Genomic DNA, 25,478 nt, shown 5'->3' with positions numbered 1-25,478 from the left:
CCGCCTAGATTAAGGGCGGTCAGTTTCCGGCGAGGTCGACTTCGTCAAGATCTTCGACGATAGTGACTTTTCGCTTCCGCCCACCGATCACTTTCCCGAAGTTGCGTAGTCCACCGGACGTCGGCTTGGGTGCGGGCGGAATGCGCTGGGGTGCAACGCGGGTGCGGGCTGCACGTTGTACCGGTTTAGGAGCGGGTGCCACCGGCGCAGCAGGAACAGGAGCAGCCGGCGCGGCATATCCAACCGACTCAGCGACTTCCACAACCTCGCGAACGACAACCTCGCGCACCACAACCTCAGCCACCTCGACAGGCTCGGGCACTTCGACAAGCTCGGGCACTTCAACAAGCTCCGGCAAGACAACCCGCTCCTCAACAAACGTCGCCTCAACCTGCGCCGGCCCGTCGAAGACGGGGAATTCCAGCGCCCATCGGACGCGGCTGTCCAACCAACGTGAGTCGAGTTCGCGCAGTAGATCCGGATGCCACGACGCTTCCTGCGTGTCACCGAACGCCCGTGTGTCGTCGCTGACCCACAGTATTTCGGTGCCGGGATTCCGATCGGCCAGATCGAGCAGGGTCAACCAGTTCAGCGTCGCGGGGTAGCCGTCACGCTTTTTCTTGTCGACGTACGGCCGTTGCATCGCTATCGCGCGTTCGGCCAGGAGCAGGTGCGGCACGTCGACAGGGTCGATGACCTCTATGCCGATTCCCTGCAGATCGTCGACCAGATCTTGCACATAGCCGTCCGCTTTGTCGTGGGCGGCGTCGATGAATCGGGTGAGGTCCCGGCGTAGACCGAGTCGGTCGTACATCCGCGCTTGCACGCTGAGAGCGGCGATCATGTCCGCGGATTCCTTGCGGTAGCGATTTGCGACGTCGAGGGCAACGAGGCGCGGGACCACAACGCGGAGTCCGCGAGCTTTGGCGTCGGCGACGGAATTGTCGAACCGTGCGCCGCGGACCAAGGCGGAGGAGTCGAGGACGATGATCATGACCTGCATTCTCCCTCAAGAACGGGACGAATGCGCCAATTCACGCGGCCCTTAATTCACACAGCCCTTAATTGCTGCAACTCTTACTTGATATTGAAGATCACAGCTCGCTGGACGATGAAGTTGATGACCGTTGCGGTGCCCTGCGCGATGACAAACGCCAGAGGCATGCGCCACCATTCGTCGGCGAGCACATGCAACATCACTGCGTTGAGCCCGACCTGAACGGCAAAGGTCACCGCGTACAGCACGACAACAGCGATAAACCGGGCGCGCGACGGCTCGGCCTTGAACGTCCACCGGCGATTGATCAGATACGCCGTGGTGGTACCGGCAACGAAGCTCAGAGCTTTTGCTGCGGTGTACGACAGCCCCAACGCGTGGAGCAGCGCATACAGCCCGTAGTCCACGATCGCCGACAACCCGCCCGTCGCAACAAACCGGACGATCTGCGTTTTCAGGTCGAGAGCGTCATCGGCGAGGTCCGTCGTGACGGGAATCTCCACCGGCAGAGGGACGTGGGGTTCGTGCTGGTGGTTCGCAGGCGTTTCGGGCACGACGACGAGCGTAACGACTCCAGCCCAAGCCGTCCGGCTGTACTCCCAGGTAACCTCTACGTTGATGTCCACGACAGCAGAAGAGACGCCCAAGCAGGCTCTCCACACCCAAGCCCGCACCCTCACCGGTTGGGGACGCACCGCCGCCACCACCGCACAGGTGTTGTCCACCCCCGACGTGGAAGTGATCGCAAGTGCGGTCGCCCAGGTTGCGGAGAAGAACGAGTCCAAGCCGTCGCATTTGCGACGCGGTGTCATCGCGCGCGGCCTCGGCCGTTCGTACGGTGATCCGGCGCAGAACGCAGGCGGCTTGGTCATCGATATGAATGCGCTCAACCGTATTCATCGCATCGATCGTGACACCGCTTTGGCGGACGTCGACGCCGGGGTGAACCTGGATCAGCTGATGAAGGCTGCTCTGCCGTTCGGCCTGTGGGTTCCCGTGCTGCCAGGTACGCGCCAGGTCACGATCGGCGGCGCCATCGGTTCCGATATTCACGGCAAGAACCACCACAGCGCGGGAAGCTTCGGCAACCACGTCGTGTCGTTGGATCTGCTGACGGCTGACGGCAAGGTTCGCACCCTCACCCCCAAGGGCGGGCGTAACGATCCCAAGGCTGCGCTGTTCTGGGCCACGATCGGCGGTATGGGCCTGACGGGCATCATCCTGCGGGCCACCATCAAGATGACGCCGACCGAGACGGCATATTTCATCGCCGACGGCGATGTCACCAACAGCCTTGACGAGACCATCGCCTTCCACAGCGACGGTAGCGAAGGCAACTACACCTACTCATCCGCATGGTTCGACGCGATGTCCGCGCCGCCGAAGCTCGGCCGGGCAGCTATTTCGCGGGGCAGTCTGGCAAAGCTCGATCAGCTTCCGACCAAGCTGCAGAAGGACCCGCTCCGGTTCGACGCGCCCCAACTTCTCACCGTTCCCAACGGACTCCCCAATGGGCTGGGCAACAAGCTGATCTTCGGCGCAATGACCGAGGCATGGTTCCGCAAGTCCGCGACGTACCGCGACAAGGCCCAAAATCTGACGCAGTTCTACCACCCCCTCGATATGCTCGGGGAGTGGAACCGCGCCTACGGATCCAACGGATTCCTGCAGTACCAGTTCGTGGTTCCGCCGGAGGCTGTCGAAGAGTTCAAGAAGATCATCGTCGACATTCAGCGCAGTGGTCATCACTCGTTCCTGAATGTGTTCAAGCTGTTCGGCGAGGGCAATCAGGCTCCTCTGAGCTTCCCGATCCCGGGTTGGAACATCTGCGTCGATTTCCGCATCAAGCCGGGCCTCAACGAATTTGTCACCGAACTCGACAAGCGAGTCCTCGAATTCGGCGGACGCCTGTACACGGCCAAGGATTCGCGGACGTCCGCAGAGACCTTCCATTCCATGTACCCGCGCATCGACGAGTGGATGGCGACGCGCCGAAAGTACGACCCCACAGGCGTTTTCGCCTCCGATATGTCCAGAAGGCTGGAACTGTGATCAACGCTGTAGGTAACCCGCAAACTGTTTTGCTTCTCGGTGGAACGTCCGAGATCGGCCTCGCGATGTGCGAGGAGTACTTGAAGAAGTCGCCGCTGCGCATCATTCTGGCGACGCTGCCCGGCGATCCCGGCACCGATGCCGCGGTCAAGGGCCTCGAAGCCAAGGGCGCCACCAAGGTTGAGGTCGTCGACTTCGACGCTGTGAAGTTCGACAGCCACCCCGACGTCATCGACAAGGCATGGGCCGGCGGCGACGTAGATGTCGCGATCGTTGCGTTCGGTTTGGACGGTGACGCCGAGGAGCTGTGGCAGAACCAGCGCAAGGCTGTCCTGGTCGCAAACGTCAACTACACCGCGGCAGTCTCCGTCGGCGTGCTGATCGGCGAGAAGATGAAGGCTCAGGGCTTCGGCAAGATCATTGCGATGTCGTCGGTTGCCGGTGAGCGCGTGAAGCGCGCCAACTTCGTCTACGGCTCCACCAAGGCCGGTCTCGATGGCTTCTATCTGGGCCTCGGCGAGGCTTTGGCGGAGTTCGGCCCGAGCGTAACGGTGGTTCGACCGGGCATGGTGCGCACCAAGTTCAGCGCCCACGTCAAGGAAGCACCCCTGACCGTCAACAAGGAAGACGTCGCGCGGCTTGCTGTTGCAGCGTCGGACAAGGGCAAGGAAATTGTCTGGGCACCGGGCCCGTTCCGCTTCGTGATGATGGCTCTGCGCCACGTGCCGCGACCTATCTTCCGGAAGCTGCCCGTCTAAGCTCTTTTTCGTGTCACAGACAACAGCTGAACCAGCTCTGACAACTGCCTCCCCGTCGCCGTGGCGTAATGCCGCGGCGACGGTGGTGGAAATGGTGCTCGCGGCACTGGTAGCGGTCGTCGTCGCCGCTGTCGGACTGTTCGCGTTCAGCCAGGTCGACTGGCCGGCGTTCACGTCGTCGAATGTCACTCAAGCCGTCACGACGGTCTTGCAGGTTGTCTGTATCGCCGTGATCGGCGTCGCCGTGCTGATGTTCCGCGCCCGCAAAGCGCAGCGAACTGCAAAGCTCCTCTCGTGGGCGGGGCTTTCGGGCTTCGTCACCACGACGCTCGGACTCCCTCTCGCCGCAACCACGCTGTATCTGCACGGGGTTTCGGTCGATCAACAATTCCGCACCGAATACCTGACTCGGCTCACGGATTCCGCTGCGCTGCAAGACATGACGTATGTGGATCTCCCGCCGTTCTACCCGGCCGGCTGGTTCTGGGTCGGTGGACGCGTCGCAAATCTGCTGGGCATGGACGGCTGGGAAGCCTTCAAGCCCTATGCGATCGGCTCGATCGCCGTTGTCGCCGTGATTGCACTCGTGTTGTGGACCAAGCTCATTCGACGCGACTGGGCGGTAGTCGCGGCGTTGGCCGTTACCGCGGTTGTGTTGGCGTACAACTCCCCTGAGGCGTACGGCGCCGTCGTCAACCTCCTGATCCCGCCGGTGCTCATCCTCGCTTGGGGCGCCCTCGATCGCCCGGGTTCGTCCCGGTTTGCCGGAGCGGGAGCAGTTCTCGGCACCGGCTTGTTCCTCGGATACGCAGCGACCGTCTACACGCTGTACCTCGGATTTGCCGCGTTTGCGGTAACACTGATGGGTATCGTCGCGGCGGTTCTCGCAGCCCGCGCCCAGAACACCTGGAAAGCCGCACTCGGACCACTGATCCGACTGATCGCCATCGCCGTCATCGCCGGCGTGGTCGCTCTGACTGTCTGGGCTCCCTACCTGCTCGAAGCGCTCTCGGGCGCTCCCGCCGAGTCGGGCACCGCTATGCATTACCTCCCGGATTCCGGCGCGGTACTCCCCTTCCCGATGCTGCACTTCTCACTCGTCGGCGCGCTGTGCATGTTGGGCACGATCTGGCTGATTTCCCGGTTCCTGTTCTCACGCAGGGCACGGGCGCTGGGTATCGGCGTGATCGCCGTGTACCTGTGGGCCCTGTTGTCGATGATGTTCACGGTTGCCGGCAGCACTCTTCTCGGATTCCGGCTCGAGCCGGTTCTGATCGGGCTCCTCGCCGCGGCAGGTGTGTTCGGCTTCTTCGAGTTCGCCGGCTGGATCGTGTTGGCCACCAGCGAGAATCCGCGGGTCAAAGCAGTACTCGTTGCTCTCGGCGTCATCGGCGCGATTTCCTTTGCGCAGAACATCCCGCAGGTGCTGGCCCCGGATATCGCTGTGGCATACAGCGATACCGACGGAAACGGCGAGCGCGGAGACAAGCGCCCGCCGGGAGCCGAAGCGAATTACGCGGACATCGACCGCATCATCCGCGAACAATTGGGCCGCGAGCCCCACGATCTGGTGGTCCTGACAGCCGATATCGGCTTCCTGAGCTTCTACCCGTACTTCGGTTTCCAAGGATTGACGTCGCACTACGCAAATCCGTTGGCAGACTTCCGGGCCCGCGCGGAGCTGATCGAGAAGTGGTCGGAACTCGAGACACCCGACGAGTTGATTGCCGCATTGGATGCCGCACCGTGGCGCAGCCCCGACGCATTTGTCTTCCGCCAGGGCGCCGACGGATACACCCTGCGCCTGGCCGAGGACGTCTACCCCAACGATCCCAATGTCCGCCGGTACACGGTCACGTTCCCCAAGGAGCTGTTCGACGATCCTCGCTTCACGGTCACCGAGCAGGGACCGTTCGTGGTTGTCACCCGCAACTGACGCGGTACCCCCGATAACAGTAAACAAACGGGATATTCTTCACAGTCGGCTTGCCGGTGACGGTCGTTGACGCGCCCCCTCCGCACCCCTAACTTCATAACGTGACAAAAACCGATGCCCGCACGGCCATGATCGATGCGGCCGAGCGATTGGTGGCGGAGCGCGGTTTAGCAGCACTGACCTTGCGCGACGTCCAGATCGAGGCTGGGCAGGCAAACAAGTCGGCAGCGCAGTACCACTTCGGTTCACGCGAAGGCTTGCTGTCCGCGGTGATCGAGTCACGCATGAAGCCGGCTGCGGAGCGCCGACACGATCTCCTCAACGCGATCGACGTCGCACAGCAACCGCCGACCATGCGCCAACTCGTGGAAGCGTCGGTGCTGCCGTTGGCCGAGCAGACGATCGAACGTGAGCACAGTTTGTACGCGCGCTTTCTGGTGCAGTCCATCTTCGATCCGGGAATGTCGACGGTCATCCGGGACCACCTGCAGGCAGCGACCTTTCGCGACGTTCAGCAGCGCATTGCGTCGGCGTCGGAGTTGCCGACCGATATCGCGGATCTTCGCGCGGGCACACTCAGCGTTTTGGCCATCGTGACATTTGCTACCTGGGAAGGACGAGTTCACAGCCCTGCACAAGCCAAGCTCATCGTGGCCGATCTGATCGAGAGTTGCCTCGGTGCGTTGAACGCGCCGGCACCCCAACCCTGATCACACCCGGCCCCAGTTAGACCCCTAGTCAGACAGGGGTCGAGTTTGTCCTCGCCACCACCGGGGTATTCGACTGCTTCACGACGCGGTTGACATGACAACTGCGCACCCATCGTGGCGGGGCAGGTGATGACATTGAGCGAACTCGTTGCGCAGAGTCACGAATTGGTTCCACATCGCGCGATCCTGGACGCAGCAGAGCACACTCTTGTCATTGCGCGAGGTAAGCCATACGGCCCCGAGCAGGCATTTCACGAGCTGCTCCGTGTTGCGACAGAGCATCGGATCGCGGTGCTCACTTTGGCGCGGGCTCTTATCGACGTGTCGCAGACACGTGAACCTGAGAGCCTTCCGAAGGATCTGCCGCATACCGTCGCTGCGGCGCAGTGGGGTGCACTTCTGGATCTCCCCACCCGGGAAACACTGCACGCGCACGACACCGACGACGCCGAGGTAGAAAGTCACCCAGCCGACGAACCTGCTGTCGATTACCTGCTCTCGACAGATCTTGCCGGTCGCATCGTCTTTGTGTCGCTGGCGTTCACCATCGCTGCGATTGTGGGATTCTTTGCCCACGACTGGGCGCTGTTACTTCTTGTGACGGCGGCATGCACGGCGTGGGCGGCGGTGGCACTCGCAATGAAGGCCGTCCGCGCCTCCCGCACTCACCGCCGGTCGATCCCTACCGAATACCGGTCGAATACGCAGGCTCCCAACAACTCTCACCGTCACACTGTTGCAGCGTGACGGTGAGAGTCGTAACGATCAAAGCCTCTGCCCTTAAAGTCAAAGTCTCTGCGGCGCTCCGTATGTGACGACCGTGTCCCCATTGGATGTCACGGCCTTTGCGTACGGCCGGATGGTGACCGGACCGATGGCACCCTGCACGTATCCGTGGATTCCTTGCATCCGCACCGTCGCTTCGCGGCCGTCGAATGTCTGATCTTCGAGCAACTCCACGTCGGTAATTCCACCCGGCGCCAAATCCACGTCAAGTTCCTGTGACGGGATGATGTCTCCACCGAGTACAAATGCATTCGAGATGTCGAGTCCCAGAGCCGGTTCGGGAATGAACCCGATTCCGAGGTTGGTTCCGCTCTCCACGCCCCAGTCGAGTCCGGGGCTGTTGAGGACAACCGTGGCACCGGTCAACGCGATCGGGTAGCCGATTTGGTAGCCGATCGTCAGTTGGGTTCCGGTGAAACTGTCCGCGTCTGGGCCGTCGATGCGCACCGACGCAACGCCGTCGTGGAAGAACTCGACGCTCAGTGGCGAACTGTCGAGCGGCGGGACTGTGTGGATGGCTGTGTCCATCTGCAGGACTTCTATGCGGTTTCCCTTGACGTCCGTGATCGAACTCGCGTTGTCGACTCCCGCCGACGCGTTGGTGCTGCCGAACGCGACGGCAAGGGCGGCCACTGCCCCGACAGCCCCGATGCGAGCCCCGTTACGAGCCTTGTTCCTACTCGCTGCGCGTTTACCCCCTGCGCCGCCGCAAACCCGTGTGTTCGTCATGCACAAGCACCATCCCATCAGGTTGTGACCCCGATGGGTTCCCGCTTTGTCGAGAACGCGATCCGTCGGGGCTGTGTGAACGAATTCGGGGTACACGAATTCGAGCAGGACACCTCCGAGGTACCCATGTCACAAAGCCGCCAAACTCGACCGACCGGTTATCTCGAATGAGGCACGAGCGGGCATGAACTGCCCCGAATACGGCCTGCTCGCGCAGCTGCAGGCTGGTCTCCAGGCCATCGTTCGTTACGCTGGCGGGATAAGTTATCGAATCGATACCTTCAGCGGGTACCTCGTAACCACCGAGGAACCGCCGAGACAACCACCGAGGCAACCACCGAGATTGGTTTCATCCGAAAGGCGCCGACTGCATGACCGAGACTCTGCCCGAACCTCAACAACAGCTGGTCGAGGCGACACCAGGGCGGGTCCGTTCAGTTATCAGCCGAGGCCGGATGGTCGATCTCGCGATCATGGTGCTCTTTGTCCTGGCCGCGTTCTGGGTGATGTCGAATCTCTGGCGCAACCTGGAGTCCGGTTATCTGGTCAACGCGGGCCGCGACCAGTCGATGTGGGAATGGTTCTTCGCCGACACCGCGCACGCGCTCTCTCAGTTCCGCACACCGTTGTACAGCGACCTGCTGAATTATCCGCTCGGTGTGAACCTGATGGCCAATACCGCGATGTTCGGCATCAGCATGCCGCTGGCGCCGCTCACCTTGCTTTTCGGGCCGACGCCGACTTATGCGATCGGGCTGACCTTAGGCCTGGCCGGTACCGCAATCGCCTGGTACTGGACATTTTCTCGGCATGTGCTGACGGGCGTTTCTGTTCGGGTGAAGTGTGCGGCCGCAATTGGTGGCGGGTTCTGCGGATTTGCCCCTGCCATGATCTCGCACGCAAACGGTCACCCGAATTTTGTGGCCTTCTTTGTCATTCCGTTCATCTTCATGCAGGTTATCCGCGTTTCACGTGGAACCAATGTGGTCAGGGACGGCGTCGTCCTTGGCCTGCTCATGGCGTGGCAGATCTTCCTCGGCGAAGAACCACTCCTCATCTTCACCATGTCCGCGATGGTGTTCGGCGCGGTGTACGCACTCTCGGATCTTCCGAGAGCGCGGGCTGCGATCAAGCGCAGCCTGCCCGGCTTGGCCGTCGGCGCAATCGTGTCCATCCTCATCACTGCGATACCGCTCCATTCACAGTTCTTCGGTCCCGCAAGCTACGACGGCGTCGGCCACGGCCAGGCGGGAGCCGACTTCGGCGCCTTCACCACCCTCCCCACCGAATCGGTGGGCGGCGACAAGACCGGCGCCGAGTACCGCATGAACCCCACCGAGGAGAACTCGTACTTCGGTTGGCCGATCGTCATTCTGATCTTCTTCGCGACGGTATGGCTGTGGAAGATGAAGCTCACTCGCGCCGCTGCGGCCGTCATCGTCGTGATGGGCGTGCTGTCACTGGGGTCCGAGCTTGTCTACAAGGGCGATCACACCGGCATCACGTTGCCCTGGAAGTTCCTGGCCCACTTGCCGCTGTTCGAGTCGGTCCTGGAGTCACGCTTTGCCATGGGTGCAATTCCCGCCATCGGGTTGCTGCTGACATTGGGTACGTATCGCGCGCTGGTGGAGCTTCGTAATCCCCGCGGCGGCAATTCTCGCGGCCCTGGCCTGATATTGCCCGGCGCGTGGTTGGCGGTGCTGGCGCTCGCAGTGGTTGTCCTGATTCCGACGCGCATCGATACCGTCGAGCGCCCGGACACCCCGAAGTTCATCACCAGCGGATCGTGGGAGAACTACGTCAGCGACGGCAGCCTCGTGTCGGTTCCCGTGTCCAGCGGTGAAGAAGCGCGGGCCATGCGCTGGCAGATCGATGCCGATTTCGGCTTCCCGATCGCCGGCGGCTACTTCGTCGGCCCTCATTCGATTACCCGCGGCGGCATCTACGGGGCTGAGTTCCGCCCCACGTCGTCGCTTCTGGTCAAGACCAACGAGACCGGTCAGATCCCCGTTGTCGACGCCACCACCCGCGCCGACGCCCTCACCGACCTGCGGTTCTGGCGTGCCGACGTCCTGGTACTCCCGAAAGCAAGCAACGACAACGCGTTGCGTCAGACGGTCAACGCTCTGGTGGGCTTCGACGCCACCTCGGTCGACGACGTCTGGGTGTGGGACGTCCGTGACCTCGTGAGCGGTAAGACGACCAACAAGTAGCGCTTCCTTAAGTCGTCTCTCAGGATGTAACGGGCGACACTCGCCTAACATCGTTCCTTGTGCCGTCTGACGTAGTAGTGCCCCCACAGTCTCCGCCCACTGGCCCCGACGCTCGCCCCGAGTCGGATGCCCAACGGGTGCAGAAGGCACGAATCATCGCGATCGTCACCGGTCTGCTCGGCATGCTGCTGGCGCTCGCCACCCCGTTCCTCCCGGTCGATCAGAAGGCAGCAAGTGTCAGCTGGCCGCAGGACGGGTCGTTGAACAGCGTCTCGGCGCCGCTAATCTCCTACTCCCCGACCTCCCTCGACATCACCATCCCGTGCCCCGCGCTTGGCCAGCTCGGCGAAGACGGCGGCACGCTGGTCTCGACCATGCCGAACGGTGCGCCCGACCGCGATGCGCGCGGCCTGACCGTTCGGACCACCGCGGATCGCCTCGAGGCGATCACCCGCGAATCGGTACTGATCTCGGCGCCATTGGGCGAACTCACCGGATGCACCGGGCTGACCATCACCAGCGACTACCAGCAGACCGTCGCCACCGTCACCGGAATCGACGGCCTTACTACAACCCTGACCGGCGACTACCGTCCGCAGGTTGTCGGCATCTTCACCGATCTGCAAGGCGCTCCACCTGCGGGCCTGTCCGTCAACATGGACATCGACTCCCGATTCTCTTCCAGCCCAACACTTCTCAAACTCTTTGCGATGATCGTCGCGGCACTCTCCACGATCGTCTCGCTGTACGCGCTACACCGGATCGATGGCGTCGACGGCCGACGCGCACGACGGTTCCTCCCGGCGCGGTGGTGGAAATTCACGGGCGTCGACGGCCTGGTCATCGGCACGCTCCTGCTGTGGCATGTGGTGGGCGCCAACACGTCCGACGACGGATACCTCCTCGGCATGGCCCGGGTTTCGGAACATTCGGGATACATGGCCAACTACTTCCGTTGGTTCGGTGTTCCCGAAGCGCCGTTCGGTTGGTACTACGACGTCCTCGCGGCGTTCACCAAGGTGAGCACTGCCAGCATGTGGATGCGGTTGCCCGCGTTGATCGCCGGCATTCTGTGCTGGATGGTGATCAGCCGCGAGGTGATCCCGCGGCTCGGTGTTGCGGTGCGCCGCAACAAGGTTGCCATCTGGACCGGCGGCCTCGTTTTCCTGGCGTTCTGGTTGCCGTACAACAACGGTTTGCGTCCCGAACCGATCATCGCGCTCGGCGCTCTTCTGACGTGGTGCTCCATCGAACGTGCCGTTGCCACAGGCCGTTTGCTGCCTGCGGCGGTTGCGGTGCTGATTGCCGCGTTCTCCCTCGCTGCCGGCCCGTCGGGACTCATCGCGATCGGTGCACTGCTCGCCGGGGCGCGCCCCATCGTGCAGATCTTGATCGCCCGCGGCAAACGAGTGGGTTTCTTCTCGCAGATCATGCCGGTACTCGCGGCCGGAACCGTCGTACTTGTTGCGGTGTTTGCCGATCAGACGTTGGCGACGGTGCTCGAATCGACCAGGGTGCGAACAGCTATCGGCCCCAACGTCCCGTGGTTCGAGGAGCGAGTTCGCTGGGACGCTTTGATGACCATCTCCCCCGACGGCTCGTTGGCACGCCGCTTCGGCATGTTCGTGATGATCGTCGGACTGATCTTCTGCGTCATGCTGATCCTGCGGAAGGGCCGGATTCCCGGCACCGCGATCGGGCCGTCGCGCCGGATCCTGGGCATCGTGTTCGCGTCGCTGCTCCTCATGCAGTTCACGCCGACCAAGTGGACTCACCACTTCGGCGTGTATGCGGGGCTGGCAGCAACGGTGGCCGTGCTCGCCGCGGTGGGAGTCAGCGCGTCGAGCATGCGTTCCAAACGGAACCGCGCGCTCTTTGCCGCAGGCATCCTGTTCATCCTGGCCGTGGCGTTCACCAGCTCCAACGGCTGGTGGTACGTCTCGAGTTACGGCGTCCCGTGGTGGGACAAGCCGCCGTCCATCGCCGGCAAGGGCTTCTCCACCGCGTTCCTCGGCCTGACGATTCTCGCGTTGCTGCTGGCTGCGTGGTTCCACGTTCGTGAACCCCTCGAGAAGTCGACTCCGAAGAAGAACAACGGCCGGACAGCTCGCCTGCTCGCCGCGTCCCCGTTGACGATCGCGGCAGGCGCGGTTGTGCTGTTCGAGGTGTTGTCCCTGGTCAAGGGCGCGGTCGCGCAGTATCCGGCGTACTCGATCGGCAAATCCAACGTCGAATCCGTCTTCGGCGGAACTTGTGGCCTCGCCGGTGAGGTCCTGGTCGAATCCGATCCAGATACCGGTGTTCTGCAGCTGATCGACCGCCCCGCCGACCTGGCAGGCGCAGGCGCTTTCGGGGCAACCGAATCAACAGGATTCACCCCGGACGGAGTGGCGAGCGACCTGACCGCAGATGCCGAGGACAAGGCTGCCGGCAGCGCCAACAGCCTCGACACCACCACGTCGGCAAACGGCACCACCACCCCGGGAACGGGCGCAGGTACCGGAGGCGGATCGGCGTCGACGGCCGGAATCAACGGAAGTAACGTTGCGCTCCCGTTCGGCCTCGATCCCGCGACCACTCCGGTTCTCGGCAGCTTCGGCTCGTCGGAAGCCGCTTCCCTGACCACCGGTTGGTACGCCTTGCCACAGCGCAGTGACGCGGCGCCGCTGCTGACCATCGCTGCCGCCGGGCGTATCCGCTACGTCGACACCGACGGCATCGTCACACCAGGTGCAGTTGTCCACGTCGAATACGGCAAGACGCAGGCCGACGGCAGCGTGACAGCGCTCGGCCAGATCGATCCGATCGATATCGGCCCGTCTCCGTCGTGGCGCAACCTGCGTGTCCCGATGGATCAACTCCCCGCCGATGCCGACACCGTGCGTGTGATCGCCAGTGACTCCGACATCGGCGGCGAGAAGTGGGTTGCACTCACCCCGCCGCGGGTTTCCGACATGCGCACTCTGCAGAGCGTCGTCGGATCCACCGATCCGGTACTGATGGACTGGGCTGTGGGTCTTGCGTTCCCGTGCCAACGTCCGGTCGATCATCTCTACGGCGTGGCCGAAGTTCCGGACTGGCGCATCCTTCCCGATCGCATCGGTGCGGAGTCCACCAATGCCTGGCAGGACCACTACGGCGGCGGTCCGCTCGGCTGGACCAGTGAGTTGCTCGCAGCCCGCACCTTGCCGACGTATCTCGACAACGACTGGGATCGCGACTGGGGTTCGCTCGAGCAGTACACACCGCTCGATCCGGCGGCGGAACCCGCTCAGATCGACGTGACCACCGAGACCCGTTCGGGCACCTGGACACCAGGTCCGATTCGTTACCAGTCATAACTGTTACCGGTGGACCTACCAAACCTCCCGGGCACGGTAGGTCCACGGGTAACACTCGCATAACATCGGTAGCCGTGCCAGACGTCGCCACAGTGCCACCCTTAACTCCGAGTTCGCCGCCATCCCGTCCGGATGCACGGATGCGCTTCCGACAAACGCGATTGATCGCGATAATCGCGGGCCTCATCGGATTTGTTCTGGCACTCGCCACCCCGCTTCTTCCTGTGGTGCAGACGACGGCAGCGGTCAACTGGCCGCAGAACGGCGTGATCGGCGACGTCGAGGCACCCTTGATGGCTCAGGTCCCCATCGACGTCAACGCGTCGATACCCTGCACCGCTGTCGGCTCCCTTCCCGCGGGCGGCGGCATCCTCATGTCCACGGCCCCCGCTCAGGGCGACGGTGCGGCCCTCAGTTCCATGTTCGTGCGTGTGTCCGAAAGCAACGTCGACGTCCTTGACCGCAATGTCGTCGTCGCGTCGGCTTCGCGTGAGGACGTCGAGTCCAGTCGCTGCACCGCCATCACGTTCAACTCCGACGTCGACCGGACCGCCGCAGCATTCGAGGGACTCACCTACCCCGACGGCAACCCCGTTCGTGGACAACTCGACGGCGACTTCCGCCCCCAGGTGGTCGGTGTCTTCAGCGACCTCCCCGACGGCGCGGCCCCCGAGGGTCTCGGATTCTCGATGACCGTCGATTCCCGGTTCTCGTCCAGTCCGACGACGCTCAAGCTGGTTGCGATGATCGTGGCCGTCTTGTCCACCATCGTGTCGCTGATCGCCCTCGCCAAGCTCGACGGAATCGACGGCCGCACTCACCGCCGCTTCCTCCCCGCACGCTGGTGGAAGTTCTCCGGACTCGACGGCGTTGTTGTCGGCACGTTGACCTTGTGGCACTTCATCGGCGCAAACACCTCCGACGACGGTTATCTCCTCACCATGGCCCGCGTTGCTCCCGACGCCGGATACATGGCCAACTACTTCCGCTGGTTCGGCGTCCCCGAAGCCCCGTTCGGTTGGTACTACGACGTGCTGGCGGTGATGGCCAAGATCTCGACGGCCAGCCCGTTCATGCGCCTGCCCGCGTTGATTGCCGGAATCCTGTGCTGGATGGTCATCAGCCGTGAAGTTGTTCCACGCCTCGGACGTGCGGTCCGCCGGAGCAACGTCGCGCTGTGGACCGGCGGGATGGTCTTCCTCGCATTCTGGCTCGCCTACAACAACGGTCTGCGACCCGAGCCCATCGTCGCGCTCGGCGCCCTGCTGACGTGGTGCTCCATCGAGCGCGCCATCGCGACCGGCCGACTGTTCCCGGCTGCCGTTGCAGTGCTGATCGGCGCCTTTACCCTCGCTGCTGCCCCCACCGGATTGATGTGTATCGCAGCACTTCTCGCGGGTATCCGGCCGCTCATCCGAATCGTCGTGAAGCGTCACCGTGAGGTCGGCACACTGCCACTGCTTGCACCGATCGCGGCGGCCGGAACCTTGGTGCTTGTCGTCATCTTTGCTGATCAGACGCTGGCCGGCGTTCTCGAGGCCACCCGCGTCCGGACCATCATCGGACCGAATCTCGAGTGGTACAAAGACTTCCTGCGGTACTACTACCTCTTTGTCGACACGGTCGACGGCTCGGTAGCCCGCCGATTCGCCTTCCTGACGATGATCCTGTGCCTCTTCACGACGCTCTTCGTGTTGCTCCGACGCGGCCGGGTTCCCGGCGCCGCTACGGGTCCGTCGTGGCGTCTGGTCGGAGTTGTCTTCGGCACCATCTTCTTCATGATGTTCAACCCCACCAAGTGGACTCACCACTTCGGTGCGTACGCCGGCATCGCCGGTTCGCTCGCGGCACTGACAGCTGTTGCTGTATCCGCGTCGGCACTGCGATCGCGCCGCAACCGCTCGGTGTTCGTGGCCGGCCTGCTCCTGATGCTGGCGTTGACCTTTGCCGGCATCAACGGCTACTGGTATGTCTCGAGTTACGGTGTGCCGTGGTTCGACAAGACTGTTTCCTTGAGCGGACACGAATCAAACACCCTGTTCCTCGCACTCTTCGGGCTCGCTCTGGCCGTCGCGGCCTGGCAGTACCTGCGTGAGGGATTTGCGGCGGCACCGGAAAAGCCGAACACCGTCAAGGGCAAGCGGATTCGCAAATTTGCCGCAGCGCCGCTGACCGTGATCGCCGGCCTCATGGTGCTCTTCGAAGTCCTCTCTCTCCTCAAGGGCGCCGTCTCCCAGTACCCGGCATACTCACTGGGCCGTAGCAACATCGAAGCCCTCGCCGGAAAAACCTGCGGCATGGCCGAAGACGTGTTGGCCGAGACCGACGTCAACTCCGGCAACCTGGCGCCCATCCCCGGCCCTGGATTCAATGCCGAAGACCCCTTGGCGGGCGAAGAGGCGAAGGGCTTCTCCGCCAACGGTGTTCCCACCGATCTGACCGCGGACTACATCGAGGTCAAGCAGGGCATGGGAAACACCGATACCCAAAGCGTCGGCCCCACATTCGAAACCGGTTCGGACTCCGGAACCAGCGGCGGCACCGGCAATATCGGCGTCAACGGGTCCACCGCCAAACTCCCCTACGGCCTCGACCCGGCCACTACGCCCATCATGGGCAGCTACCAGGCCGGCGTGCAGGAACCGGCGTCACTGATCTCGAGCTGGTATCAATTACCCGCTCGCAGCGAACAATCTCCGCTCGTTGTCATGTCGGTAGCCGGACGCGTCTGGTCCGTCGACAACACCGGAGCGGTGACCTACGGTCAGTCACTGCTCGTCGAGTACGGCAAGACGCAGCCGGACGGGACAGTGGCACTGCAGGGTTCGTACATGCCCCGCGACATCGGGCCGGCGCCGTCGTGGCGCAACGTTCGTATCCCGATCGACGAACTCGCCACCGACGCCGACGCCGTCCGCGTGGTTGCCTTCGATCCCAACCTCACCGGCGATCAGTGGATGGCGTTCACGCCGCCGCGCGTGCCGAAGCTCGAGTCGCTCAACTCGTACCTCGGCAGCGAGCAGCCGATTCTCCTGGACTGGGCTGTCGGCCTTCAGTTCCCGTGCCAGCGTCCGTTCTCGCATGTGAACGGCGTCGCGGAGATGCCGAACTTCCGCATCCTCCCGGACCGGCCACTGGCTGTCAGTTCCACCGACACGTGGCAGTCCGCGGACAACGGCGGGCCGCTCGGGTTCACCGAGGTCCTGGCCGAGGCCACGGCAGTCCCGACGTACCTGAAGAACGACTGGGCCCGCGACTGGGGATCTCTCGAACGTTACGACCGGTACTTCCCGAATGCCGTTCCCGCAGAAGTGGAGACAGGCACCGCAACCCGCTCGGGCATGTGGATGCCCGGCGAGATGCGGGTGCACTAGCCTGCACTACCTACTCGGGTGCGACGTACGGAGACGGCCGAGACCGCTCCGACAACTACGACGCACCCGAGTAGCTGCGCAGCACTTGGCCGTTCACCCAGGAGAACGACCGCCAGCAGCACGGCGAGCACCGGCTGCATGAGCAGTAGCGTCGCACCCACCTCCGCAGGCAGCCGAGGTAGCGAATAGCCCATCAGCATCCAGCCGAACACCTGGCCGACCAGAGCAAGAGCGGCCAGCCAGATGAACGCTTCCCAGCCGGGGGTGAAATCGATCTGCCCCCACAGTGATCCGATCAGGGAACCGGCAATACCTGCCGAGGCTGTCGACACCAGTACCTGACTCGCCGCACGGTCGGCCGCGCCGATCCGGCCGACAACGAAGATGTAGCCGCCGTAGGCGATTCCGGAGATCAGGGACAGCACTGTTCCCCACAGCAGATCCGTCCCGGCCGCTGCGCCGCCGAACACACCGCCCGCCAAGGCAATTCCGGTGAACATGAAGGGCAACGCAAACAGAAAGCGCAGCGGAACGCGATTGCCGAACACCAGCCAGGACAGTGCGGGCACCACGATCACCTGCACATTCACGACGACGCTTGCTATCCCGGCGCCGATCATGAGAATCGACTGCGACCACAGAGCAAAGTCCAGCCCGAGCAGGATGCCGCCCAATGCTTGCAGCACCAGCGCCCTTCGGGTTGGCATTCCCACCCGTCGATACTCGCGCCACGCCAGCAGGGCCAGCGGCGGCAAGGCCAGGAAACACCGGAAGAAGACCGCCGTCGACGGCGACACATCTGCCAGTTTGATCAGAATCGAACTGACGGAGATAGCAGCGGCGCCGCCGATGACCAGTAATCGAGGATCGAAGCGAGCCCGAATAATTCGGGTGGGCGTGCGCGTGGGCGAGGTCAAGGTGGTCACTCCCACAATGTTCCTGCCGCTAACTATTCAGCACAAGCAAATATTCGGATCGCATATTGCGTAGCATTACTACCGTGTTGAACCTCGAAAGGCTGCGTGCCCTGCACGCCGTCGCAGAAAACGGATCAGTTGCCGCTGCCGCGCGCACTCTGCACGTCACGCCGTCGGGCATCTCACAACAGCTGAACAAACTCGAGCGCGAAGTTGGTGTGGCGCTCCTCGTTCCCCAAGGCCGCGGGGTACGGCTCACCGAAGCGGGCCGCGTCCTGGCCCGGCGAACCGCCGAGGTTCTCTCGGTCCTCGCGCAGGCCGAAGCCGAAATCGCGTCGCTGCACAGCGAAGTGACGGGACGACTACGCCTGGGCGCACTCGTCTCTCCCAGCCGGACGGTGCTGCCGAAAGCTGTCGCCGAGATCAAACGGGCGCATCCCCAGCTCGAAATCACCTTCACCGAAGGGGAATCCGAGGAACTTCTCCCCGCCCTCATCCGCCGCGACCTGGATGTTGTTGTGGTCGACAGCTGGAGCACTCTGCCCATCGAACTCCCTGACGGACTCTCGTTCACCCCGGTGTACGACGACGTCGCGGTGGTCGCCATCCCCGCGTCACATCCGCTGGCGGAGAACAAGGTTGTTGCGCTGCGCGAGTTGTCCGACCACGCGTGGGCGAGTTGGACGCGCGGCACGGATTTCCACACCTTCACCGTCAGAGTCTTGCGCGCACAAGGATTCGACCCACGAATCGATTACGAGGTAGCCGAGTTCCCCGCGCAAGTGGAATTTGTGGCGCAAGGGCTTGCCGTAGCGCTGATTCCGCGTCTCGCGAGAGTGATACCACCGGTAGGTGTTCGGATGCGCGACACTCTTCCGCCGCTGCGACGCGACATCTACGTGGCCTGGCGAACCGACAGCGAGCGGCCCGCTGTGCGGGCAGCGATCGAGGCGCTGCGTGAACAGTTCGATGCCCTGGATACAGCGCAGGACACGGCGCAGGACACGGTTGACTAGGACAATTCAACGACAACGGCCCGGCACTTCGAAAGAAGTACCGGGCCGCGACAACTGAACGGTTACAGCGGCATCAAGTTGTGCTTGCGCGGGTTCTTGAAAATCGTCTTGTCCTTGAGCAACTTCAGAGCCTTACGGATTTCGAGGCGCGTCTGTGAGGGCTCGATCACCGCGTCGATGTATCCGCGCTCAGCCGCGATGTACGGCGTCGCGACAAACTCGTTGTAGTAGTTGATCAGCTGCGCACGCACGGCAGGTGCGTTGTCGCCCGCTTCGGCAAGCTGACGGCGGCCCATGATGTTGACGGCACCCTCGGCGCCCATTACTGCGATACGTGCCGTCGGCCACGCGAGGTTGATGTCGGCGCCGAGCTGCTTGCAGCCCATGACGGCGTACCCGCCGCCGTACGCCTTACGAACCACCACGGTCACCTTCGGCACCGTGGCTTCGATGTACGAGAACAGGAAACGCCCGCCGCGCTTGATGACGCCGACTTTTTCCTGATCGACACCGGGAAGGAAACCCGGTGTATCGACGACAAAGACGAGCGGGATGTTGAACGCGTCGCACAGGCGGACGAAGTGCGCAGCCTTGTCGGAACTCGCCGCATCGAGCGCGCCACTGAGGTACGTGGGCTGATTCGCGACAACCCCCACAGGCAAGCCGTCGACGCGGGAGAACCCGGTGATCACGTTGTGCGCGACCTGGGCTCCGATTTCGTGGAAGGTGCCGTCGTCGAAGATCCGCAGAATGATGTCGTGCATGTCGTAGCCGGCGTTGTCCGCGTCCGGCATGAAGGCATCGAGTTCGAGGTCCGTCTCGGTGATCTCGGGTTCGAGGCCCGGATTGATGAGCGGCGCCTTCTCCTGCCATGAGGAGGGCATGAAGCTCAGGTACTCACGCACCCACTCGAACGCAGCCTTCTCGTCCGGGGCGACGTGATGGATGTTTCCGTTCTCTGCCTGCTTGCGCGCTCCACCGAGGTCGTCGAGGCTGACCTCTTCGCCGGTCACCGACTTGATGACGTCGGGGCCGGTGACAAACATGTAGGACTCTTCGGTGGCAACCACGACGTCGGTGTTGATCGGCGCGTATACCGCTCCACCGGCACACTTTCCGAGAATCACCGAAATCTGCGGGCACACGCCGGACAAAGGTTCCTGACGCGAACCCATGTTGGCGTACCACGCCAGTGAGGAGACCGCGTCCTGGATTCGGGCTCCACCGGAATCGTTGATGCCGACGACCGGGCAGCCCACTTTGAGGGCAAAGTCGTTGACAGCGGCGACCTTCCGGCCGAACATCTCGCCGGCTGCGCCGCCGAACACCGTCTGATCGTGCGCAAATACAGCGACGGGGCGCCCGTCGACGGTTCCGTGTCCGGTCATGACGCCGTCGCTGTACGGATTGCCTTCGCCCGCCATTTTGACCAATGCGCCGATCTCGATGAAACTGCCTGGATCGAGAAGCATGTCGATGCGCTGGCGGGGCGTGCTGTGCCCTGCCTCGTCGCGCTTGGCAATGGCCCGGGCGGAGCCGGGTTCCTTTGCCTTCTCCAACTTTTCGCGGAGTTCAGCAAGCTTCTCCGCGGTGGTTGTCGTCACTTCTGAACTCCGGTTTCCGCTGCTTTGGTCTGGGCTGTCTCGATCTGGGTCAGCTTGGTGGTGAGGTCTGCCGCGACCTTCGAGATATACGGCTCGTCCACGATCTGCAGGTGATCCCCGCCGATGTAGACGACCTCGAGGTTCTTCACGTAGCTGCCCCAACCACCGTCTGCCTTACGGGTTTTGAATGCAGGCTCGAGCGTCATCAGTTCGTCGTGGTACTTGTCTGCCATGTAGATCACGACGTCGCCGTCGTAACTCTGGAACTTCGCAGTCTGGATGGCACGATTGTCCAGGAACGACGTCCGCTGGTGCTCGATGATGCCACCGGGGATCTTGACGCCGCTCATCTTGATCATGTCCATCAGGAACTGCATCTGATCTTCATCGGATTCGATTTCGGCCAGAACATCCACGGGCAGTGGGACATCCAGGTTGTAGGTGCGCTTCGCGAAGGCTCCGTACCGCTCCCACCGCTTCCGTCGCTCCTCCGCGGTGTCCGGAACGTCCTCGCCGGCCATGACGGTGTCGAGCATGCCGACAACCCGCACATCCGCCCCCTGCTTGCGCAGGATGGCTGCGACGGCATAAGCCAGCACGCCGCCGAGCGACCAACCGCACAACACGTACGGTCCGTCACCCTGAATTTCACGGAGCAACGGCACGTATTCTTCGGCGCGCTTCTCGATCGGGCCTTCTGTGCGCTCGAACCCGTACATCGGCGTGCCGGCAGGCAGACGCTTGAGCAGCGGTTCGTACGCAACTGTGGATCCACCGGCCGGGTGGAACACGAATACCGGTACGGCAGTGGAACCTTCGGGGCGCCCGCGCAGAATACGCACCACACCGTCGATCTTGCCCTCGTCTTCGAGGTACTGACGCACGACGTCGGCAAGGTCTTCGATCGTGCCGGAACCACGTACGTCGTCGACGGTGACTTCGCCGCCGGCCCGCTCGGACAGCCGGGCAGCCAGCTTCTGTGCCAGATCGTCGTCGACGGTCGGCAGAGCATTGAAAATGCCCTTGGCCGACTTGCCGGTGACCACTGCCCACGTCGCAAACGTCAAGCGTTCAGCGGCATCTCGCGGCGGGACGTCGGAACCTGCGTCGTCTGCGGTGCCTGCGCGAGAAGGATCGACGGCAGCAGGCATCTCCACCGGGAGCTCTACCGAAGCCGAAGCCGAAACTGAAACCACCTCGTCGTCACCGGCATCCGCCGCCAACTTTTCGGCAGCCTGCTGATCGGCCATCGCCTGAACCTCTTCGCGGTTCTCGATGGCGTAGCGCAGGTACTTGTTGACCTCGAGCAGGCTTGCATCCTTGACTGCCTGGAGCTGCAACTGCGGAATGTCGAACTCGTACTCGACGCGGTTCTTGATGCGCATCGCCATGAGCGAATCGAGACCGAGTTCGATGAGCGGAACCTCGGCCGGCAGATCTTCCGGCGAGTAACCCATGGATTCCGCGACAACGATCCTCAGACGGTCGTCGAGGCTCTGCGAACCGTGGGGATCCCACTTGTCGCCGGCATCTTCGACTACCTCGGCAAGAGCTTCCATAGTGCCCGTCGGACGGGCCGGTGCGGCGACGACAAGCTCGGGCAAAGCCTCACCCGACGTGACAACCGCGTCGAACAGCAACCGGAAGGAGCCGTTCTCGCGGGCATGCACCTGCACCGACGCTCCGCCCGGGTGCGGGTTGAGCGTAGTGGTGACCGTCGTGGCGCCTGAAAGCTCGCCGTGCGGGACGGCCGCAGTGAGCGTCACATCCGAAAGAACCTGAGCTGCAGCGGCTGTCACCAGAGCGGCCAGGTCGGAGACGACGGATGCGTCGGCTTCCCACACGTGGCGGCCGTCGGGCAGGGCAACGTGCGAACCGGGAGCGCGTCCCGAGCCACCCGCATTGACCCGAATGTCGAGCCAGTACGGCTTGCGCACAAAAGCAGTGCGTGGCAGAACTGCGAATTCACCTGCAGGAAGCAGAGATTCGAGATTAACAGCGTGACCGTGAACGTACAGCTGAGCCAAAGCCGACAGCACGCCGACAGACTCGTCTTCCTTACGCTTGAGCGTCTGAATGAGCTGCATGTCGTGCAGGCCGGCATCGAATGCCGTTGCGGCGACGGACATCAAGGTCACCGGATTGGGAGCAAGTTCCACAAACGTGGTGTGGCCGTTGGCAACTGCCAGACGCACAGCGTTGGTGAAGTACACACTGTGGCGCAGTCCCTTGACCCAGTACGCTTCCTGGTGGATCGGCTCGTGGCCGGCCTTGTAGAACGTGTCCTGATCGACGGACGAGTAGACGCCCACCTTCAACGTCGACGCTTCGATACCGGCCAACTCGGCAGCCAGTTCGCCGAGCAGCGGATCTACCTGCGACGTATGGCTTGCACCCTTGGTCTGCAGAACGCGAGCCATCTTGCCGTCGGCCTCAGCGGCGGCGACGATTGCCTCGATATCGGGCTGCGGTCCACCGATCACCGTGTGCGTCGGCGCCGCGTACACGCAGACCTCGAGCTTGGGATACGTGGGCAGTAGCGCTTCGATCTCGGTCGCGCTGTATTCGAGCAGAGCCATCAGGCGGATGTCGTCACCGACCAGAGCGCCCTCGGCTTCGCCCATCAGACGCGAACGCGAACAGATAACGCGGACAGCATCTTCCAGGCTCAGGCCACCGGACACGTAGGCCGCCGCAGCCTCACCCATCGAGTGCGGAACAACAGCGTCGGCGTCGGCGCCGTGATGACGCAGCAGCGCGGCCAGGCCGACCTGAATGGTGAAGATCGCGACCTGAGCGGTTTCGACGTTGTACTCGAACGAGTCGTCGAGGAACATCTCCGCCACCGAGTACCCGGCCTCGTCCTGGATCAGCACGTCGACCTCGTCGACGGCTGCCTTGAACGCCGAGTTCTCCAGATACAGCTGCTTGGCCATCTTGCGGTGCTGCGAACCGAAGCCCGAGAACACCCACACCGCCCCCTTGGGCGACGGTGCGTCGGCGGAGAACACACCGGCAGCGGGCTTTCCGGCAGCAACGGCGCGCAGGGCGCTGATGGCTTCGGAACGAGTCTTGACCACAACGGCGGCGCGTGAGCGGCCGTGATTACGACGCGAGAGTGTGCGCGCGACATCCACCAGCGGCGTCGTGCTGCCCTCTTCGGTTTCGAGCCAGTCCGCCAGATCAGCGGCCGCGCGGCGACGACGCGACGGCAATGCGCCGGAAACCGCGAGCACAACCGTCTGGTCTTCGACGAGCCCCATCGACTGCGCTGCGTCGGCAAGAACACCGGCAGCTTCGGTCTCGACATCCAGAGTCTCGACATCCAGATCAGCATCGGAGTCCGAAACAACAGCGGCTGCCGGCACGTACTCCGTCACCACGACGTGCGCGTTGGTTCCACCGAAACCGAAGCCGGACACACCGGCGATGGCCTTGCCGGTGTAGCGGGGCCACTCGGTGGCCTCGGGCGTCACCTGCAGGTGCGCCTTCTCGAAATCGATGTGCGGGTTCGGGCCCAGGTAGTTGAGCGTCGCGGGAATCTTGTTTTCCTGCATCGCCAGGACAACCTTGATCAGTCCGGCAGCACCGGCTGCGGCCTCGAGGTGCCCGAAGTTGGTCTTTGCGCTGCCGAGCAGTGCCGGCTTGTTGTCGTCACGTCCACGCCCGACAACGCGGCTGAGCGCGTCGGCCTCGATGGGATCACCGAGATCGGTGCCGGTGCCGTGAGCTTCGATGTAGTCGACGGTGCTCGGCAGAATGCCGGCGTCGCGGTACGCAAAACGCAACACGTCGGCCTGAGCGTCCGGGTTGGGTGCAAGCAGTCCGTTGGAGCGGCCGTCCTGGTTGACGGCGGAACCGGCGATGACCGCAAGGATGGAATCGCCGTCACGCTCGGCATCTTCGAGACGCTTGAGCACAACAAGTCCGCCGCCCTCGCTGCGAACGATTCCCTGTGCCTGAGCCGAGAAGGCGCGCAGTTTTCCGTCGGGAGCGAGCATGCCGATCTGATCGAACCCAAGAGTTCCGGGAGGGGCCAGCAGCATGTTGATGCCGCCGGCAAGCGCGATGTTGGAGTCGCCGCTGCGCAGCGAGCGCACAGCTTCGTGCACTGCGACCAGCGAAGACGAGCACGCAGTGTCCAGCGCGATGGACGGCCCGCGGAAGTCGAAGAAGTACGAGACACGGTTCGCGACGACGGCCGTCGACGTTCCCGTCAGTGCGTACGGGTGTGCGTTCGTGGGGTCGCTGACCGCGAGCAGCTGGTAGTCGTTGGCGGAACTGCCGATGAAGACACCGACCTGCTTGCCTTTGAGATCGCTCGCGGGAATGTGCGCATGCTCGAGCGCTTCCCAGGTCAGTTCGAGAGCGAGGCGCTGCTGCGGATCGACGTTGACGACCTCGAGCGGGGACATCGCGAAGAACTCCGCGTCGAATCCCTTGACGTCGTCGAGGTAGCCGCCCTTGGTGTTGGCGTTCTCGATCGCGGCCTTGAGAGCGGGATCGGACTTGAACTCGATCCAACGATCCTCGGGCAGGTCGCTGATGCCGTCGCGGCCCGCGGACAGCATCTCCCACATCTCCGACGGCGTATGTCCGGCGCCGGGGAAACGAGTCGACAAGCCGACGATGGCAATGTCGTGGGCATCCGTGCTGGCGCCTGGCGCGTAGTACGACGCGTCGACGCTCTCTTCCGGCACCTCGGGCTCGCCCTCGATGATCCGAGTGGCCAGCGACGCGATGGTCGGGTGCTGATACGCAACGGTGGCAGTCAGTGTGATTCCGAGCAGATCCTCGATGTCGCCGCTCAGGGCAACCGCATCACGTGATGCGAGCCCGAACTCCTCCATCGGACGATCGTCCGTGATCGTCGTGGCCGGCTGACCGGTCGCGTCGGCGATCCAGTTGCGTAACCACTCACGGAGCTGCGCGACACTCATGTCGACACCGCTCGCGTCAGCAGTAGCGCTCACGTCTACGGAACTGTCCTGCGCACCATCTTGTTCAACCATCAACTCACCAAGCTACCGATCATGAAGGGGATG

The 25,478-nt window shown here is 63.2% G+C and carries 15 protein-coding genes; 9 read left to right on the top strand and 6 right to left on the bottom strand.

The genetic code is table 11. The annotated features are described in order from the left end of the window. Positions 1-19: 19 nt before the first annotated feature. Both CJ178_RS21875 and CJ178_RS21870 read right to left on the bottom strand, forming a co-directional pair. The gene (locus CJ178_RS21875; protein ID WP_095888092.1) at positions 20-994 is read right to left on the bottom strand and encodes a PIN domain-containing protein; all 975 of its coding nucleotides are present in this window, start codon (positions 992-994) and stop codon (positions 20-22) included. Positions 995-1,077: 83 nt separating this feature from the next. Next, positions 1,078-1,551, bottom strand: a complete 474-nt coding sequence (locus tag CJ178_RS21870) for a GtrA family protein (protein ID WP_172936890.1) — start codon at positions 1,549-1,551, stop codon at positions 1,078-1,080. Between the two features lie 64 nt (positions 1,552-1,615). Between CJ178_RS21870 and CJ178_RS21865 the strand changes: the two genes are divergently transcribed. The 5 genes from CJ178_RS21865 (at position 1,616) to CJ178_RS21845 (ending at position 7,200) form a co-directional block, all read left to right on the top strand. Continuing rightward, entirely contained in the window at positions 1,616-3,049 is a 1,434-nt protein-coding gene (locus CJ178_RS21865) for an FAD-binding oxidoreductase (protein ID WP_095887654.1), read from the top strand. Beyond that, positions 3,046-3,807 (top strand): decaprenylphospho-beta-D-erythro-pentofuranosid-2-ulose 2-reductase, encoded by a 762-nt coding sequence (locus tag CJ178_RS21860; protein ID WP_033235147.1) that lies wholly within the window; start codon positions 3,046-3,048, stop codon positions 3,805-3,807. Before CJ178_RS21865 ends, CJ178_RS21860 begins: the two co-directional genes overlap by 4 nt. Before the next feature lie 91 nt (positions 3,808-3,898). After that, a complete protein-coding gene (locus CJ178_RS21855; protein ID WP_095887653.1) occupies positions 3,899-5,743 on the top strand; it encodes a galactan 5-O-arabinofuranosyltransferase in 1,845 nt (614 codons plus the stop codon). 101 nt (positions 5,744-5,844) lie between these two features. Continuing rightward, positions 5,845-6,453: a TetR/AcrR family transcriptional regulator gene (locus CJ178_RS21850; protein ID WP_257013306.1), complete on the top strand. Its 609-nt coding sequence runs from the start codon at positions 5,845-5,847 to the stop codon at positions 6,451-6,453. Between the two features lie 129 nt (positions 6,454-6,582). Continuing rightward, the gene (locus tag CJ178_RS21845) at positions 6,583-7,200 is read left to right on the top strand and encodes an ANTAR domain-containing protein (RefSeq protein ID WP_095887651.1); all 618 of its coding nucleotides are present in this window, start codon (positions 6,583-6,585) and stop codon (positions 7,198-7,200) included. 39 nt (positions 7,201-7,239) lie between these two features. On the opposite strand, the gene CJ178_RS21840 is transcribed toward CJ178_RS21845, so the two are convergent. Then, positions 7,240-7,986: an MspA family porin gene (locus CJ178_RS21840; protein WP_072782726.1), complete on the bottom strand. Its 747-nt coding sequence runs from the start codon at positions 7,984-7,986 to the stop codon at positions 7,240-7,242. Between the two features lie 353 nt (positions 7,987-8,339). On the opposite strand from CJ178_RS21840, the gene CJ178_RS21835 reads away from it, so the two are divergent. The 3 genes from CJ178_RS21835 to CJ178_RS21825 all read left to right on the top strand — a co-directional run bounded on the left by CJ178_RS21835 (position 8,340) and on the right by CJ178_RS21825 (position 16,896). Next, positions 8,340-10,181: a glycosyl transferase gene (locus CJ178_RS21835; RefSeq protein ID WP_095887650.1), complete on the top strand. Its 1,842-nt coding sequence runs from the start codon at positions 8,340-8,342 to the stop codon at positions 10,179-10,181. Positions 10,182-10,240: 59 nt separating this feature from the next. After that, positions 10,241-13,522, top strand: a complete 3,282-nt coding sequence (locus CJ178_RS21830; protein ID WP_373557464.1) for an arabinosyltransferase domain-containing protein — start codon at positions 10,241-10,243, stop codon at positions 13,520-13,522. A gap of 140 nt (positions 13,523-13,662) precedes the next feature. Next, positions 13,663-16,896, top strand: coding sequence for an arabinosyltransferase domain-containing protein (locus CJ178_RS21825; protein WP_373557463.1), 3,234 nt, complete (start codon positions 13,663-13,665; stop codon positions 16,894-16,896). Here the strand turns inward: CJ178_RS21825 and CJ178_RS21820 are convergent. Beyond that, entirely contained in the window at positions 16,893-17,822 is a 930-nt protein-coding gene (locus CJ178_RS21820; protein ID WP_373557462.1) for a DMT family transporter, read from the bottom strand. The two genes, CJ178_RS21825 and CJ178_RS21820, sit on opposite strands and share 4 nt — an antisense overlap. 74 nt (positions 17,823-17,896) lie before the next feature. Between CJ178_RS21820 and CJ178_RS21815 the strand changes: the two genes are divergently transcribed. Beyond that, a complete protein-coding gene (locus CJ178_RS21815; protein ID WP_095887646.1) occupies positions 17,897-18,829 on the top strand; it encodes a LysR family transcriptional regulator in 933 nt (310 codons plus the stop codon). A gap of 62 nt (positions 18,830-18,891) precedes the next feature. Here CJ178_RS21815 and CJ178_RS21810 read toward each other — a convergent pair whose 3' ends face one another. Both CJ178_RS21810 and pks13 read right to left on the bottom strand, forming a co-directional pair. Further along, positions 18,892-20,433, bottom strand: coding sequence for an acyl-CoA carboxylase subunit beta (locus CJ178_RS21810; RefSeq protein WP_045066350.1), 1,542 nt, complete (start codon positions 20,431-20,433; stop codon positions 18,892-18,894). Beyond that, positions 20,430-25,445, bottom strand: coding sequence for a polyketide synthase Pks13 (gene pks13 / locus CJ178_RS21805; protein WP_095887645.1), 5,016 nt, complete (start codon positions 25,443-25,445; stop codon positions 20,430-20,432). Before pks13 ends, CJ178_RS21810 begins: the two co-directional genes overlap by 4 nt. Positions 25,446-25,478 lie beyond the last annotated feature (33 nt).

The organism is Rhodococcus sp. ACPA4 (assembly GCF_002300185.1).
GTDB classification, from domain to species: Bacteria; Actinomycetota; Actinomycetes; order Mycobacteriales; family Mycobacteriaceae; genus Rhodococcus_F; species Rhodococcus_F globerula.
The sequence above is the reverse complement of the archived record's forward strand: the minus strand, read 5'-3'. Positions and strand labels throughout refer to the sequence as shown.